Below are 16,924 nucleotides of genomic sequence, written 5' to 3'. Positions count from 1 at the left end.
GTACCGATCTGCGTCTCGACATTCCCCGCCTTGCCCGACTGGCCCAAGGCGACGTTGATCTGCACAAGATTGTTCAGGGTTTCCAGATCACGCCTTAACGCGAGACTGCTACCCAACAGATCCAGGCTCTGCAATTCGACCCGGGTGCCCTGGAATTCGCGATAGGAATCACGCACCAGGTAGAAGTTGGTTACCAGCATCGGCACCAGGAACAGTACGCTGATCAGGCTGAACTTCATGCCGAAGCTCAGGCGGTTCATCAGCGCGACGGCGGGATAGAGCAAGCTCTTCACTGGAAGTCTCCCTTGGATTTCTTATTTTTATTGGCGGACGCAGCGAGACGGCAGATAGCCAGTATTCGGCGCTATCTCTGTATAGCGTAAATCAGGGGAGGTTTTTGTAACTTAAGGTTAACGGAAGACACATTTTAAGGGTGACGGCATTCTCACGAAGAACGATGACGCGGTGCGGCAGATGCACCGCGGCGTCTGGATCGCCGGCAAACCAGCGCCTACGGCAGAACCGTCCACAACGCAAAGCCCGCATACCAGAGCACTGCCGCCCGTAGCAGCAACTCCCAGATGCGATCGAGGCTGTTGACGCCCTCAGGCCCGACCACCGGAGCTGGAATTTCACCGGCTACCAGCCCGGCCTTTTCGATCAATTGGGCAGCGCTGATGTTCCAGTTCAACAGTTCGTGCAACATCACCCGGCTGACCGCGACAAAGTTGCCGACCAGGGCAAAGCTCGCTGCCAACAGACGCACCGGCACCCAGTCGAATGCATGGCGCAGTTGCGCCGCGCGCTCGACCACCGCAGGGTTTTGCCCATGTTCTTCGGCCAGCGCCAGCAATCGATAACTCAGCGCGGCCACCGGCCCGAGCAGGAAGTACCAGAAAATGATCGCGAAAAAGCTCTGGTAGGCCTCCCACAGCAAATGCCCTTCGACCCGCTCCAGCAGTTGCTCGGCATTGTCGGCGCAGATGTCCAGGTCACGCTTGGCCACATGAGCCGCCGCTTGCAGGTCTTCGCGACGCCAGGCATCGCGAAAGGATCCTAGCTCCCCCAGCAGATCACCACGCCCCAGGCTGTAGATCACCACCAGCAAATGCACCGGCAACGCCAACAGACCGTAGGCTACGGGGTCGAGCACCACCAGCAGCAAGCCCAGCACCGCCACTGGAAACAACACCAGCACGGCCAGGACCAGCCACGGCCGCTTTACCAGACGCGGGCTGAGCTCAAGCTTGTTCAGCTCACGAATCCAGCCAGCGTCGTGCTGAATCCGGTGGCGCAGGGCCGAAAACTTCTCGATCCATACCGCCAACAGCAACACCAGAAAACTCATTATCCTTCCTCTTGTGCCAAGGCCGCTCGATAGCGCGCCCAATCGAACGCGGGACCCGGATCGGTCTTGCGCCCAGGGGCGATATCGCTGTGCCCGCAGATACGCTGCGTGGTGATGGCCGCAAATGCCGATTGCAACTGCCGGGTCAGGGTCGTCAACGCTCGATATTGCGCATCGTCGAACGGCAGATCATCCGTGCCTTCGAGTTCGATGCCTATGGAAAAATCGTTACAGGTTTCCCGCCCTTCAAAACTCGAAACGCCCGCATGCCAGGCACGCTCAAGGCAAGAGACAAACTGAGTGACGGTCCCGTCGCGCTCGATCAGAAAGTGCGCGGACACCCGCAGGTGTGCAATCCCTTCAAAGTAGGGATGCTCCGTGACATCCAGGCGGTTCTGGAAAAACTCCTGCACCTTTCCAGTCTTGAACTGCGCTGGCGGCAGGCTGATGTTGTGGATCACCAGCAGGGAAATTTCGCCCTCGGGGCGCGCATTGAAGTTGGGCGAGGGGCATAAATGCACGCCTTTGCACCAACCGCTGGCGGGGTCCAACTGCATACAGGTTCCTTCAACGACGACTGTGTTGGCGCCAGTATGCCGCGATAGGCCATCGGGGGCGATCATTTGACGCGATTGAGGTACTGCAATTTGCCCGGCACTGAAGCCAGGGCTGGTTCAAACAATACGTCATCGTCGAACACGCGTGCGGTATCGACCGGGCCTTCCTCAGCCGTAGGCAGGATGATTGGCTCCAATACCTCGACCATCGCTGTCGCATCGGCTCGCGAATGCCCTGGATGCTCGAACACTTGAACGTGCAAGCATTCCAGCTCGCTGAAAAACGCACGGGTCGCAAATGGATCGAACGCCGAGCCGCTCAGCCCTTCGCGCAATGCCTTTAACAGCCCCGGAACCAGCGTCAACAGATGCTCACGAGCATCGGGCTGTTCATGACGTTGGACGCTCCAGATCAATTGCATCATGGTCTGCACGTCAGCCTGCCACTGCGGTGACAGATGGCCACGCTTGAGGCAGGTCAGTAGCAATACCTTGCTCCAAGTGTCGAGCAAGAACGCCAGCACACTTTGCGGCAATGTCTTACCCAGCAGTGCCTGATTCAACGCTTGCTCTACTCGCTGGCGGGCCAAAGCGGTCTGGGCGTGACTTTCTTCGGCGTCACGAATCCGCTGCTCCAGCCGTTCGCTGCGTCGGCGTTCGTCACGGGTGAGCGCGTCAGCTTGCTCACTTTCCGGCATGGCAAGCTCAGAAGCCGTGTTGTTATCCATCGTGTCGCTTGCAGGGGCTGGTGTCAGGCCTGGCAGCACGCCGGTGGCGATCAACAGTTGGTTGGCCTGGGCGTAAAGCTGGCCGGCGCCACTGAGCACATAGCGATCAAACAGGGTGAGGATGATCAGCTTGACCTTGATGTCCACGCCCAGGTGACGCCCGGCCGCCAGGAAGCACTTGCAGAGCACCGTAGGACCCAGGGGATTGTGCTGTTCGATCAGCGTCCTTCGCAACAACGTACTCAGACGGGCGGTGAGTTGGTCAAGGGCGAAACCGTCGCGGTAGAGCACCTTGTTGACCAATGCTTGCACAGCCAGGTTGCGTTCGGGCTCGTCCTCAAGCGGTGCAACATTGGCATTGGGAGACAATGACCGAGGCAGCATCCTGTAGGCGAGGTCGCATTGGCCGAGGTTAATGAATGCCTTGAAGAGGTGCTCGAAAAACAGCCGCTCGATACTTTTGCGCTTCAAACGCAAATCGCGCATCGCCTCAAAGAAAAGATTCTGCTCGACATCGTCAGGTGCCCGGTCGGCCATTTCGAAGAGGGTATCGTCGGCATTATCGAACAGCGCCTGCAAGCCCTGCCGTAGCTGTTGCGTCGCCTTGTCGCGAACCTGCAGCACAATGACAGGCAGGCGGGCGAGTGGCAGTTGCGTCGCCTGGTCACTCGCGACCCTGCGCAATGGCACTACATTCCCGTCGATGTGCATCCAGCCTCCTGAAATTCCAGACCGTCAAAGCCATGACGTCAAATCCAAGGCGAATTATCAGGGAAAGGGCGCCCTTGCGCCACCCCGGCGCGTACTTCGCAGGAAAAGGAGGCAACCCCAAGGGGGCATCACACACGCAATCGACCAAATGCAGGCTTCAGAACGCCAGCAACCGTTCTGACGCCTTGGGTTGCTCAGTACCATGGCCCTATAATCGGGGCACTTTGTTTGTGGAGCGCCTTATGCCGAATCTACGTCTCGCCGACTTGAACGCCGAAATCGAAGCCAACGTGCGCCGCGCGTTGCTCGAAGACATCGGCAGCGGCGACATCACCGCACAGCTGATTCCCGCCGAACGCCTGGCCAAAGCCACCATCATCACCCGCGACGCTGCCGTCATCAGCGGCACCGCCTGGGTGGATACCGTGTTTCGCCAGCTCGACCCACGGGTTGCGGTGCACTGGCAGGTTGCCGATGGTGAGCGGGTCAAACCCAATCAGGTATTGTTCCACCTCGAAGGGCCAGCTCGCTCGCTGCTGACGGGCGAGCGCAGCGCGTTGAACTTCCTGCAAATGCTCTCTGGCGTTGCCACTCGCGCGCAGCAGTTGGCAGACTTCGTTGCCAATACCCAAGTCAAGCTGCTCGATACCCGCAAAACCCTGCCAGGGCTGCGTTTGGCGCAGAAGTACGCCGTAACCTGTGGCGGTTGCCACAACCACCGCATCGGCCTGTATGACGCCTTCCTGATCAAGGAAAATCATATCGCCGCCAGCGGTGGCATCCCGCAGGCCATTGCCGCCGCCCACAAGATTGCGCCGGGCAAGCCGGTAGAAGTCGAAGTGGAAAGCCTGGATGAACTCAAGGAAGCCTTGGAGGCCGGTGCCGACATCATCATGCTTGATGAGCTGAGCCTGGATGACATGCGCGAAGCCGTGCGCTTGAACAACGGCAAGGCAAAGCTGGAGGCCAGCGGCGGGATCAACGAAAGTACGTTGCTGCCGATTGCCGAAACCGGGGTGGATTACATTTCGATCGGGGCGATGACCAAGGATGTGAAGGCTGTGGACCTGTCGATGCGATTAAGCCTCTGATCGCGCGCCGCTGAATAAAAAACGCCGGCCTCCTGAAGGCCGGCGTTTTTGTCAGACCACCAGATTGTTCATCTCGCAGTACTCTTCCCATTCGACGCCCAAGACTTCGGCCGCTTCCCTGTGCAGTTTCAGGCGTTCGATCTCGTATTCTTCAGGGGTCGAGGTGTACTTGAGCGTCAACTCCCAAGGCTGCAAGCCCTGGGCTTCGGCTTCATCCTCGAACGCCCACTGGATCTGGTCCCTCTGATCATCGGGTGGCAAGTCCTTGATCTCTTCCAGCAAATGGGGCACGTCCAGCACGTATTTCTTGAGGGCTTCTTCGTGTCTGGCTTCTTGAGACAGTTCTTTAACGGTCATGGCGTTCTCTTTGATCGGGGGAATGGAAGATGGATCTGGATCATCAAGGATCTCTCTGACGCAAAAAAACCGCGTAAAGCCCGGCTTTTCTGGCCTTCAGAACCATTCGGGATCATCTGAAAACAACGTGTCGCTGGTGCCCGAGACAGGAATCGAACCTGCGACCTTCGCGTTACGAGTGCGCTGCTCTACCGACTGAGCTACACGGGCAGTGGGCTAAACCTAGCACTGACCATGGGGCCAGGCAACTTCGAACACTGTTAAAAATCAAAAGATCCCGGCCTGCTGCTGCGCCTGCATAAGGCTGCGATCCTTTGATTTTTCTGCACATGGCAAAACGCCCCGAACCAGTCGGGGCGTTTTGTTGTTCAGCGCTCAGATGCGGGAGTGATTAAACGCCCGAAGCCTTCGCCGCTGCTACGTCCTTGATGGACAGCTTGATACGGCCGCGGTTGTCCACGTCCAGTACCAGCACTTCCACTTCCTGACCTTCTTTCAGGATGTCGGTCACTTTCTCAACGCGAGCATCGCTCAGCATGGAAATGTGAACCAGACCGTCCTTGCCAGGCAGGATGTTGACGAATGCGCCGAAGTCGACGATGCGCTCAACCTTACCGACGTAGATCTTGCCGATTTCGGCTTCAGCGGTGATACCCAGGACGCGCTGACGTGCAGCTTCTGCAGCTTCCTTGGTTTCGCCGAAGATCTTGATCGAGCCATCGTCTTCGATGTCGATCGAAGCCTTGGTCTCTTCACAGATCGCACGAATGGTCGCACCGCCTTTACCGATGACATCACGGATTTTGTCGGTGTCGATTTTCATCGCGATCATGGTCGGAGCGTTTTCCGACAACTCGGTACGCGACTGGCCAATGATCTGGTTCATCTGGCCGAGGATGTTCAGGCGCGCTTCCAGGGCTTGGCCCAGAGCGATTTCCATGATCTCTTCGGTGATGCCCTTGATCTTGATGTCCATCTGCAGCGCGGTCACGCCTTTGGCGGTACCGGCTACCTTGAAGTCCATGTCGCCCAGGTGGTCTTCGTCACCCAGGATGTCGGTCAGGACGGCGAATTTCTCGCCTTCTTTAACCAGACCCATGGCGATACCGGCAACCGGTGCCTTCATTGGGACGCCAGCGTCCATCAGGGCCAGGGAAGCACCGCAAACGGAAGCCATGGAGCTCGAACCGTTGGATTCGGTGATTTCCGATACAACGCGGATGGTGTACGGGAACACGTCAGCGGCAGGCAGCATGGCCTGAACCGAACGACGGGCCAGGCGGCCGTGACCGATTTCACGACGACCAGCGCCACCCATGCGACCACACTCGCCCACCGAGAACGGAGGGAAGTTGTAGTGCAGCATGAACGGGTCTTTTTTCTCGCCTTCCAGAGTATCCAGAAGTTGTGCGTCACGGGCAGTACCCAGCGTCGCAACTACCAGGGCCTGGGTTTCGCCACGGGTGAACAGGGCCGAACCGTGAGTCTTCGGCAGAACGCCGACTTCGATGTTCAGCGGACGTACGGTACGGGTGTCGCGACCGTCGATACGTGGCTTGCCGTTCACGATGTTTTCGCGAACGGTGCGGTATTCGATTTCACCGAAAGCCGCTTTGACTTCAGCGGCGGAAGGCTGGCCTTCTTCGCCGGACAGCTTGGCGACGACCTGGTCCTTCAGCTCACCCAGGCGAGCGTAACGGTCAGCCTTGATGGTGATGGTGTAAGCCTGGGAGATCGCCTCGCCGAACTCGGCGCGGATCGCACCCAGCAGTTCAGTCGCTTCGGCTTGCGGAGCCCAGGTCCAGGTTGGCTTGGCAGCTTCGGCAGCCAGCTCCTTGACGGCCTGGATCACGGCCTGGAATTCGTCGTGGGCGAACAATACTGCGCCCAGCATCTGGTCTTCGGTCAGCTCTTTGGCTTCCGATTCAACCATCAGGACGGCTTCCGAAGTACCGGCAACGACCATGTCCAGGCTCGAAGCTTTCAGTTGTTCGTAAGTCGGGTTCAGCAGGTAGCCGGTGCTTTCGTGGAAGGCAACGCGGGCAGCGCCGATCGGGCCATCGAAAGGAATGCCGGAGATGGCCAGGGCAGCCGAGGTACCGATCATCGCAGCGATGTCCGGATCGGTCTTCTTGCTGGTGGAAACCACGGTGCAGACAACCTGCACTTCGTTCATGAAGCCTTCAGGGAACAGCGGACGGATCGGACGGTCGATCAGTCGGGAAGTCAGGGTTTCTTTCTCGGAAGGACGGCCTTCGCGCTTGAAGAAACCGCCAGGGATCTTACCGGCAGCGTAAGTCTTTTCCTGGTAGTGAACAGACAGGGGGAAGAAACCCTTGCCTGGATCGGCTTGCTTGGCACCAACGACGGTCACCAATACGCTGACGTCGTCGTCAACGGTGACCAATACTGCGCCGGAGGCCTGACGGGCGATACGGCCAGTCTCGAGGGTAACGGTCGACTGACCGAACTGGAATTTTTTGATTACCGGGTTCACGGTGTCCTACCTTCTTTTGTGGCTCTTGGGGAAACTGGGTTCTTGCGAAATTCTTGGGCAACGCCGGGAATCGGCCCGACAGGTTGTCCTGAGTGCTCTTGCACAGGCAAAACGAGTATCCAGATAAAACTTGAGGCTGGGAGCCTGCCGTGCACCGGCGGAAACCCGCTGACGCACGACAGACAACCAACCTCTAGCGCAATCGCTTATTAGCGACGCAGACCCAGGCGAGCGATCAGAGCGCTGTAACGGCTCACGTCCTTGCCTTTCAGGTAGTCCAGCAGCTTACGACGCTGGTTAACCATGCGGATCAGACCACGACGGGAGTGGTGATCTTTACCGTTGGCCTTGAAGTGACCTTGCAGTTTGTTGATGTTGGCGGTCAGCAGTGCAACTTGCACTTCTGGCGAACCAGTGTCACCAACAGCTTGCTGGTAGTCAGCTACGATTTGAGCTTTTTCTTGAACGTCGAGAGCCATGTGGCAATCCTTTTATCAGGAAACTGTTTCAATAACAGTTTCAACAGGCCAGGGACAAATCCCTGTATCTAAAAATGAGTAGTGACCATGCCTGCTAACAGCCACACTCGCCGACCTGCTGTTACACAGATCGGTTTCCGGTCATTCTGACCGAATCAGTCGACGCGGCGCGATGCGCCCGTCTTCGCTCACTTCACCGATACCGATGAAGCGACCATTGTGATCCTGTACCCGTACCATGCCGAACTTCGGGGCATCCGGGGCGCGTACCGGCTGGCCATTGAGCCAGTAGAACGCGCTCGCTTCCGAGAACTGCAACAGTGGCCAATCCAGCAGGCCGCTGTCCGATGGCATCAGGAAGCGGTCGACCGCCTCGTTGCCGCCTTCGGCATGTACCGCTTCCAGCTCTTCGAGGGTCACGGTCTGCGCCAGGGTGAATGGCCCGGCCTGGGTACGTCGCAGTTCTGCAACGTAAGCGCCACAACCGAGTTGCTCACCGATATCCTCCACCAAGGTGCGAATATAGGTGCCTTTGGTGCAATCCACCGCAAGCCGCGCAGTATCCCCTTCGAAGGCCAGCAATTCCAAGCGCGTAATAGTAACAGAACGCGGTTCGCGCTCCACTACTTCACCTGCACGAGCCAGCTTGTACAACGGTTGCCCATCACGCTTGAGAGCCGAGTACATCGGCGGTATCTGACTGATTTGCCCACGAAATTGCGGCAACACAGCTTCGATATCGGCGCGACCAACGGTCACCGGGCGCTCCTGCAAAACCTCGCCCTCGGCATCGGCCGTGGTGGTGGTCTTGCCCAGTTGCGCGAGGGTTTCGTAACCCTTGTCGGAATCGAGCAGGTACTGCGAGAACTTGGTGGCCTCACCGAAGCACAGCGGCAACACGCCAGTGGCCAGCGGATCGAGACTACCGGTGTGCCCGGCCTTCTCGGCGTTGAGCAACCAGCGGACCTTCTGCAAGGCCGCGTTGGAGGTGAACCCCAGCGGCTTGTCGAGCAGGATGATGCCGCTGACGTTACGACGGATACGTTTGACCTGAGCCACCGATTACTCCTTGGTGTCTTCGGCTTGTGCCGCAACCGAGTGCTGGTTGTCTTCAGCCACTGCGCGCTCGATCAAGGCCGACAGATGCGCACCGCGCACGACGCTTTCATCGTAGTGGAAGTGCAACTGTGGAACGCTGCGCAGCTTCATCTCGCGAGCCAGCTGCATGCGCAGGAAGCCAGCGGCGGAGTTGAGCACCTTGATGCTTTGCGCGATCTCTTCGTGACTGTCCTGGCCCATCACGGTGATGAAAATCTTGGCGTGACCGACGTCACGGCTGACTTCCACAGCGGTAATGGTGACCAGGCCGACGCGCGGGTCTTTGACTTCACGACGGATCAGTTGTGCCAGCTCACGCTGCATCTGATCGCCGATACGTTGGGTACGGCTGTATTCTTTTGCCATGTCTTGTTACCTGTTACTGCCCCACGGTGAAACCCGCAAGGTCTGAAAGCGGCAAACGCCCGGCCTGACAAAAGCCAGACCGGGCGTTGCGTTTAGAGTCCGGGCGATGCGCCGCGCAATTGCATGCGGCTGGCCATCACGGCTCTTGAAGTGCGCGAGTTAGAGGCTGCGAGCAACCTGGACCTTCTCGAAGACTTCGATCTTGTCACCGACCTTGACGTCGTTGTAGCTCTTCACGCCGATACCGCATTCCATGCCGGCACGTACTTCGGAAGCGTCATCCTTGAAGCGACGCAGGGATTCCAGCTCGCCTTCGAAGATAACGATGTCTTCACGCAGTACACGGATTGGACGGTTACGGTGAACAACGCCTTCGATCACCATGCAACCGGCGATCGCGCCAAACTTCGGCGAACGGAACACGTCACGCACTTCGGCGATGCCCAGGATGTTCTCGCGAACGTCGCTGCCGAGCATACCGGTCAAGGCTTTCTTGACGTCTTCGATGATGTCGTAGATCACGTTGTAGTAACGCATATCCAGACCTTCCTGCTCGACGATCTTGCGAGCGCCGGCATCGGCACGCACGTTGAAGCCGAACAGTACAGCGTTGGAAGCCAGTGCCAGGTTGGCGTCGGATTCGGTAATACCACCGACACCGCCACCGACCACGCGCACTTGCACTTCGTCGTTGCCCAGGCCGTTCAGGGCACCGTTCAACGCTTCCAACGAACCACGGACGTCGGATTTGAGGACGATGTTGAGCGTCTTCTTCTCTTCCTGACCCATGTTTTCGAAGATGTTTTCCAGCTTGCCGGCGTGAGCACGGGCCAGCTTGACTTCGCGGAACTTGCCTTGACGGAACAGAGCCACTTCACGGGCCTTCTTCTCGTCGGCAACCACGCTCATCTCGTCGCCAGCGTCCGGGGTACCGTCCAGGCCGAGAATCTCGACAGGGATGGCCGGACCGGCTTCCTTGATTGGCTTGCCGTTCTCGTCGAGCATGGCACGTACGCGGCCATAGTTCGAACCGACCAGCACCATGTCGCCCTGGCGCAGGGTACCGTCTTGAACCAGAACGGTTGCAACCGGGCCACGGCCCTTGTCGAGGCGGGATTCAACCACGACACCACGGCCAGGAGCCGATGGAGTAGCGGTCAGTTCCAGTACTTCGGCTTGCAACAGGACGGCTTCGAGCAGTTCGTCAACGCCGGTACCCATCTTCGCGGAGACCGGTACGAATGGAGTGTCGCCACCCCACTCTTCGGAGGTCACGCCGTGAACCGACAGTTCGCTACGGATGCGATCGAGATCGGCGCCCGGCTTGTCGATTTTGTTCACAGCAACCACCAAAGGAACGCCAGCCGCCTGAGCGTGCTGAACAGCCTCGATGGTCTGTGGCATCACGCCGTCGTCCGCTGCAACTACCAGGATCACGATGTCGGTCGCCTTGGCACCACGGGCACGCATTGCGGTAAACGCGGCGTGACCCGGGGTGTCGAGGAACGTCACCATGCCACGGTCGGTTTCAACGTGGTAGGCACCGATGTGCTGGGTGATACCGCCGGCTTCGCCAGCAGCTACCTTGGCACGACGGATGTAGTCGAGCAGGGAAGTCTTACCGTGGTCAACGTGGCCCATTACGGTCACGACCGGTGCACGGGAAACCGCCTCACCTTCAAACTTCAGGGACTCAGCCAGGGAATCTTCCAGGGCGGTGTCGCTGACCAGGGTCACTTTGTGGCCCAGCTCTTCGGCAACCAACTGGGCAGTTTCCTGGTCCAGTACCTGGTTGATGGTCGCTGGAGTACCCAGTTTGAACATGAACTTGATGATTTCAGCAGCCTTGACCGACATCTGCTGGGCCAGATCGCCCACAGTGATGGTCTCGCCGATCTTCACTTCGCGCACGACAGGGCCGGTTGGGCTCTGGAAACCGTGGGCGTTGCGCTTCTTCAGCTTGGCCTTGCCGCGACCACCACGACGGAAGCCATCGCTTTCTTCGTCGGTAGTACGTGGGGCAACGCGTGGCGCAGGCGCCTTCTCCTTGACCGAAGCACGATGCGGAGCGTTTTTGCGCTCACCATCGCCGCCACCGCGACGATTGTTGTCGTCGGCACGTGGTTTGTCCGGACGACGCTGCTCGTCGCGCTTGCGGGTATCGGCTGCAGGTGCCGGAGCGGCAGCCACGACCGGCGCGCTTTCGCGCACAGGCTCGGCCACCGCAGCTGGCGCTGCAGCAGGTTGGGCTTGGGCGGTCGGCGCAGCAGCTGGCTGGCGACGCGCTTCTTCTTCGGCGCGGCGCTTGGCTTCTTCTTCAGCCTTCTGACGTGCAGCATTTTCTACTGCGCGACGTTCATCCAGTTCACGCTTGCGCTCGGCTTCGATTTCTTCCGGGCTGCGCTGTACGAAGACTTTCTTCTTGCGTACTTCAACGCTGATGCTTTTGCTGCCAGCAACACGCAGGGTGCTGGTGGTTTTACGCTGCAGCGTAATCTTGCGTGGTTCTTCCACTTTCGCCTTGTGGCTGCTTTTCAAGTGAGTCAGCAACGATTGCTTCTCACTGTCAGTCACACTTTCTTCGGCGGCGGTGTGCGGCAGACCTGCCTCACGCATCTGCTGCAACAGGCGCTCTACCGGTGTTTTGACCTCATCGGCCAGTTGTTTCACCGTGACTTGCGTCATGCACTTCTCTCCTCAGGCCGCGCCTAATTACTCGAACCAGTGGGCTCGGGCGGCCATGATCAACTTGCCGGCACGATCATCGTCAATGCCGTCGATGTCGAGCAGGTCGTCAATAGACTGCTCGGCCAGGTCTTCGCGGGTAATTACGCCGCGCACCGCCAGTTCCATCGCCAAATCCTTGTCCATACCCTCAAGCGAGAGCAGGTCTTCGGCCGGATGGGCGTCTGCCAGCTTTTCCTCAGTAGCGATGGCTTTGGTCAACAAACGATCCTTGGCACGAGCGCGAAGCTCGTTGACGATATCTTCGTCAAAGCCGTCGATGTTGAGCATTTCTTCCAACGGTACGTAGGCAATCTCTTCCAGGCTGGTGAAGCCTTCATCAACCAGCACCTGCGCCAGCTCTTCGTCGACTTCCAGCTCGTCGATGAAGTTGCGCAGGATGTCGCCGGTTTCTGCTTGCTGTTTAGCCTGGATGTCCGATTCGGTCATCACGTTCAGGGTCCAGCCAGTCAACTGGCTGGCCAGACGCACGTTCTGACCACCGCGACCGATGGCCTGAGCCAGATTGTCTGCGCCAACGGCGATGTCCATTGCATGGGCATCTTCGTCAACGATAATTGCCGCCACTTCAGCCGGCGACATTGCATTGATTACGAACTGAGCCGGGTTGTCGTCCCACAGGACGATGTCCACACGCTCACCGCCCAACTCACCCGACACTGCCTGGACGCGCGAACCGCGCATACCGATGCAAGCGCCCTGCGGGTCGATGCGTTTGTCCTTGGAGCGGACGGCGATCTTGGCGCGCGAACCCGGATCACGGGACGCAGCCATTACTTCGATCAGCCCTTCAGCAATTTCCGGCACTTCGATGCGGAACAACTCGATCAGCATTTCCGGCGCGGTACGCGACAGGATCAACTGCGGGCCGCGGTTCTCGGTGCGGATTTCCTTGAGCAGCGCACGCAAGCGCACGCCAACCCGGAAAGTTTCGCGAGAAATGATGTCCTCACGGGCCAGCAACGCTTCGGCGTTGTTGCCCAGATCAACGATCACGTTGTCGCGGGTGACTTTTTTCACGGTGCCGGAGATGATTTCACCCAGGCGTTCGCGGTAAGCGTCGACAACCTGGGCGCGCTCAGCTTCGCGAACCTTCTGCACGATGACTTGCTTGGCAGTCTGTGCAGCGATACGGCCGAATTCGATGGACTCGATCTTCTCTTCGACAACGTCACCGACCTTGGCGCCAGGATGCGTCTCGGCAACCTTGCTTGGCCAGGTTTCGATAGCCGGATCGTCCAGGTCTGCTTCTTCGACGACCGTCCAGCGACGGAAAGTCTCATAAGCACCGGTGTGGCGGTTGATTTCCACACGCAGATCGACTTCGTCCTCGAAACGCTTTTTGGTAGCCGTGGCCAGAGCGAGCTCCAGCGCTTCAAAAATTACGTTAGCCGGTACGCCCTTTTCATTGGATACCGACTCAACAACCAGCAGTACTTCTTTGCTCATCGTACGCCTCGCCTTTCGCAAGCCATTGGATCCGCGGGATCCGCAGTATCTGGCACGCCTCAGTCAAAACTGGGAATAATGTTGGCCTTGTCGATCATATCGATCGGCAACAGGAACTCATGGTCTTCTACCTGCACCACGACGTCCTGCTCTTCTACACCGCGCAGAAGGCCCTGAAAGTTGCGTCGTCCTTCAAAAGGCGAGCGCAGCTTGATCTTCACTTGTTCACCGGCAAATTTTGCAAACTGCTCAAGAGTGAACAGCGGGCGTTCCATGCCTGGCGAGGAAACTTCGAGGGTGTATTCAACGGAGATTGGATCTTCAACATCCAGCACACCGCTGATCTGACGGCTGACGATGGCACAATCGTCCACCAGCACACCGCCCTCTTTATCAATATAAACGCGCAACATCGAGTGACGACCCTGAGCCGAAAACTCGATACCCCAGCATTCATAGCCTAGGGCCACGACCACCGGGGCCAGCAAGGCCTGCAACTCTTCTAGCTTGCTCGACACCTGAACCCCCTCGTGCATGTATGTGCATGCTATGCAAAATAAAAAAATGGGCGAAGCGCCCATCCTTGAAACGCCGTCGAACAGCGGCGTTGGAAGTGTCCAGCTAACAAAAAGCCCCTTAAAAGGGGCTCCTTAAACTGGTTGCGGGGGCCGGATTTGAACCGACGACCTTCGGGTTATGAGCCCGACGAGCTACCAGACTGCTCCACCCCGCGACAAAGCTGGGGCGGAAGTATACGACCGAACCCCGACGGGGTCAATGTAACCTTCCACCTGCAAGAAAGCCCGCAACAGCGGGCTCTCCTGACTAATTGGTACCGAGAAGGGGACTCGAACCCCTACACCCTATGGGCACAACCACCTCAAGGTTGCGTGTCTACCAATTCCACCACCTCGGCAATACTACGTTTGAAACCCTTCTTACTTCTGCTCTTGAGCTGGAGGCACGTCAGTCGCTGGAGTAGCCGACTTTTGCTCTTGAAGCACCGGGACATCATCAGAAGCCGGTTGTTGCTTTGGAACTTCCAACACTGCCGGGTTTGGCAAACCTACTTGAGTCAGCTGGTGAGCTTTCTCTTTAGCAAAGTAACCTAACCCTAAGCTGGTTATGAAGAAACCTGCGGCAAGTATAGCAGTAAACTTACTAAGAAAGGTAGAGGAACCTTGGCTTCCGAACACAGTATTTGAAGCACCTGCTCCGAAAGACGCGCCAGCGTCCGCACCTTTACCCTGCTGCAGCAAAACCAGAGCTACTACGCCCAATGCACCCAGCAGATGAAAAACGACTACGACTGTTTCCAGCATTTTTTCAGTTTCCCGCGGCGCGAATAATCGCACCGAACTCATCTGCATTCAGGGAAGCCCCACCAATGAGGCCCCCATCGATATCCGGCATGCCGAACAGTTCGACCGCATTGGCCGCCTTCACGCTGCCGCCGTATAGAAGCCGCACACCTTGTGCGACCTCAGAATTCTCTGCCGCCAACTGCGCGCGAATGGCTGCATGCACATCCTGCGCCTGTTGTGGCGAAGCAGTCAGCCCGGTGCCAATGGCCCAGACCGGCTCGTAAGCGATCACTGCCTTGGCAAACACACCGACACCCAACTCATCGATAATGCTGCCCAGTTGCTGCGAGACCACTTCAAGGGTTTTCCCGGCTTCACGCTGCTCAAGGGTTTCCCCTATGCACAACACCGGAACCAGACCACTTGCCTGTGCCGCTGCAAACTTGCGAATCAGCACTCCGTCCTGCTCACCCATCAACTGGCGGCGCTCGGAATGCCCGACAAGCACCAGGGAACAACCTGCATCCACCAACTGACTAGGCGAGACCTCACCGGTCAGTGCACCTTGTCCGGACTCCACCGCAGAATTCTGCGCGCCGACCGAAATCGACTTTCCTTTCAAGCCCTCAACCACTTGGCTGATATGCAACAAAGGAGGGAATACCGCTACTTCAACACCGCTCGGCAAGGCCAAGTCACGTAGGCCGTTGATCAGCTCAGCGACGCTGGCGCGGGTACCGTGCATCTTCCAGTTACCAGCTACCATAGGGCGACGCATGCTGTACCTCGTCGGTCAAAGTGGGCGCAGATGTTACCCAACACAATCGAGGCTGGCAAGCCGAATTCAGGCAGAAACTTCAGTAACCAGTTTTGCCAGCTCTTCGGCGTAGCCGCGAACCAGGGTTTCGTCTTCGCCTTCGACCATGACACGCACCAGCGGCTCGGTCCCGGACTTGCGCAACAGCACGCGTCCGCGACCCGCCATGGCCTGGGTGACACGCTCGCTGGCTTCCTTGACCGAGGCATGCTCGAGCGGGTTTGCACCACCACCGAAACGCACATTGATCAATACCTGAGGGCACTTGCGTAACGCCTGACGAGCCTCTGCCAACCCTTGCGAACGAGTCTTCAACGCCATCAACACCTGCAACGCGGCAATGATCGCATCACCGGTCGTGGTGTGATGGAAGCAAACGATATGCCCCGAGTTCTCGCCACCGACCAGCCAGTTGCGCTCCAGCAGGTCCGCGATCACATAACGGTCACCGACGTTGGCGCGCACAAAGGGAATCGCCAGGTCCGCGAGGGCGAGCTCCAACCCCAGGTTACTCATCAACGTACCGACTACACCGCCCTGCAGCTTGTCCTGTTCATGCAGATCGCGAGCGATGATAAACAGCAGCTCGTCGCCATCGACGATGGCACCGGTGTGATCAACCATCAACACCCGATCGCCGTCACCATCAAATGCGATACCCAGGTCGGCATGCTCGGCCAATACGGCAGCCTGCAATTGGCCCATGTGGGTTGAACCGCAGTTGTCGTTGATGTTCAGGCCATTGGGGTGCGCGGACAGAACCACGACCTCGGCACCCAGCTCGCGAAATACGCTTGGCGCCACCTTGTACGTCGCACCATGGGCGCAATCGATGACGATTTTCAGACCGGAGAAGCTGGTGCCGGTTGGCACGCTGCTCTTGCAGAATTCTATATAGCGACCAGAGGCATCGTTGATTCGCGAGACTTTGCCGATCTTGCTCGACTCAACCACGGTCATCGGGGTGTCGAGCAACTCTTCGATCATGTGCTCGATCTCATCGGGAAGCTTGGTGCCCTTCCCGGAGAAAAACTTGATGCCATTGTCGTCATGGGGATTGTGCGAAGCACTGATCACGATGCCGGCTTCGGCATGAAAGGTACGCGTCAGGTAGGCGATGGCCGGTGTCGGCATCGGGCCCAGGAGCATCACGTCAGCACCCGCCGACGTCAGCCCGGCCTCGAGCGCCGATTCGAACATGTACCCGGAAATCCGCGTGTCCTTGCCGACCAGCACCTTGCACGCCCCCATCTTGCGGAACGCCATGCCGGCAGCCCAGCCCAGCTTGAGCATGAAGTCAGGAGTGATCGGATAAACGCCGACCCGACCGCGAATGCCGTCGGTGCCAAAATATTTCTTTGTCATGAGTACTCCATA

Annotated in this window: 15 protein-coding genes and 3 tRNA genes; 1 reads left to right on the top strand and 17 read right to left on the bottom strand. The window is 58.3% G+C overall.

What is annotated here, in order from left to right; translation table 11 throughout:
* Window positions 1-511: 511 nt before the first annotated feature.
* From ampE to CGA21_RS12110, 3 genes are all read right to left on the bottom strand, one after another.
* Window positions 512-1,348, bottom strand: a complete 837-nt coding sequence (ampE, locus tag CGA21_RS12120) for a regulatory signaling modulator protein AmpE (RefSeq protein WP_188264261.1) — start codon at window positions 1,346-1,348, stop codon at window positions 512-514.
* Window positions 1,348-1,905 (bottom strand): 1,6-anhydro-N-acetylmuramyl-L-alanine amidase AmpD, encoded by a 558-nt coding sequence (ampD, locus tag CGA21_RS12115; RefSeq protein WP_020796543.1) that lies wholly within the window; start codon window positions 1,903-1,905, stop codon window positions 1,348-1,350. Before ampD ends, ampE begins: the two co-directional genes overlap by 1 nt.
* Window positions 1,906-1,967: 62 nt before the next feature.
* Window positions 1,968-3,344, bottom strand: a complete 1,377-nt coding sequence (locus CGA21_RS12110) for a DUF1631 family protein (RefSeq protein WP_188264260.1) — start codon at window positions 3,342-3,344, stop codon at window positions 1,968-1,970.
* Between the two features lie 242 nt (window positions 3,345-3,586).
* Between CGA21_RS12110 and nadC the strand changes: the two genes are divergently transcribed.
* Window positions 3,587-4,435, top strand: a complete 849-nt coding sequence (nadC, locus tag CGA21_RS12105) for a carboxylating nicotinate-nucleotide diphosphorylase (RefSeq protein WP_110746747.1) — start codon at window positions 3,587-3,589, stop codon at window positions 4,433-4,435.
* Window positions 4,436-4,486: 51 nt separating this feature from the next.
* On the opposite strand, the gene CGA21_RS12100 is transcribed toward nadC, so the two are convergent.
* From CGA21_RS12100 to glmM, 14 genes are all read right to left on the bottom strand, one after another.
* On the bottom strand, window positions 4,487-4,792 hold the full coding sequence (locus tag CGA21_RS12100) for a DUF6388 family protein (RefSeq protein WP_110746745.1): 306 nt from the start codon (window positions 4,790-4,792) through the stop codon (window positions 4,487-4,489).
* A 134-nt stretch (window positions 4,793-4,926) separates the two neighbouring features.
* Window positions 4,927-5,002 (bottom strand) — tRNA-Thr (locus tag CGA21_RS12095).
* A 181-nt stretch (window positions 5,003-5,183) separates the two neighbouring features.
* Window positions 5,184-7,289 (bottom strand): polyribonucleotide nucleotidyltransferase, encoded by a 2,106-nt coding sequence (gene pnp / locus CGA21_RS12090; RefSeq protein WP_020796539.1) that lies wholly within the window; start codon window positions 7,287-7,289, stop codon window positions 5,184-5,186.
* A gap of 209 nt (window positions 7,290-7,498) precedes the next feature.
* Window positions 7,499-7,768 carry a 30S ribosomal protein S15 gene (gene rpsO / locus CGA21_RS12085; RefSeq protein ID WP_011332409.1) on the bottom strand — a complete coding sequence of 90 codons (270 nt, stop codon included), beginning with the start codon at window positions 7,766-7,768 and terminating at the stop codon, window positions 7,499-7,501.
* 141 nt (window positions 7,769-7,909) lie between these two features.
* Window positions 7,910-8,827, bottom strand: a complete 918-nt coding sequence (gene truB, locus CGA21_RS12080) for a tRNA pseudouridine(55) synthase TruB (protein WP_020796537.1) — start codon at window positions 8,825-8,827, stop codon at window positions 7,910-7,912.
* Window positions 8,828-8,830: 3 nt separating this feature from the next.
* Window positions 8,831-9,232, bottom strand: a complete 402-nt coding sequence (rbfA, locus tag CGA21_RS12075; RefSeq protein ID WP_033039870.1) for a 30S ribosome-binding factor RbfA — start codon at window positions 9,230-9,232, stop codon at window positions 8,831-8,833.
* Between the two features lie 159 nt (window positions 9,233-9,391).
* Complete coding sequence (infB, locus tag CGA21_RS12070; protein ID WP_110746743.1) at window positions 9,392-11,917, bottom strand: translation initiation factor IF-2; 2,526 nt, start codon at window positions 11,915-11,917, stop codon at window positions 9,392-9,394.
* Window positions 11,918-11,944: 27 nt separating this feature from the next.
* The gene (gene nusA, locus CGA21_RS12065; protein WP_047537517.1) at window positions 11,945-13,426 is read right to left on the bottom strand and encodes a transcription termination factor NusA; all 1,482 of its coding nucleotides are present in this window, start codon (window positions 13,424-13,426) and stop codon (window positions 11,945-11,947) included.
* Window positions 13,427-13,485: 59 nt separating this feature from the next.
* Window positions 13,486-13,944 carry a ribosome maturation factor RimP gene (rimP, locus tag CGA21_RS12060; RefSeq protein ID WP_007973115.1) on the bottom strand — a complete coding sequence of 153 codons (459 nt, stop codon included), beginning with the start codon at window positions 13,942-13,944 and terminating at the stop codon, window positions 13,486-13,488.
* 138 nt (window positions 13,945-14,082) lie between these two features.
* Window positions 14,083-14,159 (bottom strand) — tRNA-Met (locus CGA21_RS12055).
* A 97-nt stretch (window positions 14,160-14,256) separates the two neighbouring features.
* A tRNA-Leu gene (locus tag CGA21_RS12050) sits at window positions 14,257-14,342 on the bottom strand.
* Between the two features lie 22 nt (window positions 14,343-14,364).
* Window positions 14,365-14,748 (bottom strand): preprotein translocase subunit SecG, encoded by a 384-nt coding sequence (gene secG / locus CGA21_RS12045; RefSeq protein ID WP_017336473.1) that lies wholly within the window; start codon window positions 14,746-14,748, stop codon window positions 14,365-14,367.
* A gap of 4 nt (window positions 14,749-14,752) precedes the next feature.
* Window positions 14,753-15,508, bottom strand: coding sequence for a triose-phosphate isomerase (gene tpiA / locus CGA21_RS12040; RefSeq protein ID WP_110746741.1), 756 nt, complete (start codon window positions 15,506-15,508; stop codon window positions 14,753-14,755).
* Window positions 15,509-15,574: 66 nt separating this feature from the next.
* The gene (gene glmM, locus CGA21_RS12035) at window positions 15,575-16,912 is read right to left on the bottom strand and encodes a phosphoglucosamine mutase (RefSeq protein ID WP_110746739.1); all 1,338 of its coding nucleotides are present in this window, start codon (window positions 16,910-16,912) and stop codon (window positions 15,575-15,577) included.
* Window positions 16,913-16,924 lie beyond the last annotated feature (12 nt).

Origin of the sequence: Pseudomonas sp. PSB11 (genome assembly GCF_014596605.1) — a bacterium.
GTDB classification, from domain to species: domain Bacteria; phylum Pseudomonadota; class Gammaproteobacteria; order Pseudomonadales; family Pseudomonadaceae; genus Aquipseudomonas; species Aquipseudomonas umsongensis.
The sequence above is the reverse complement of the archived record's forward strand: the minus strand, read 5'-3'. Positions and strand labels throughout refer to the sequence as shown.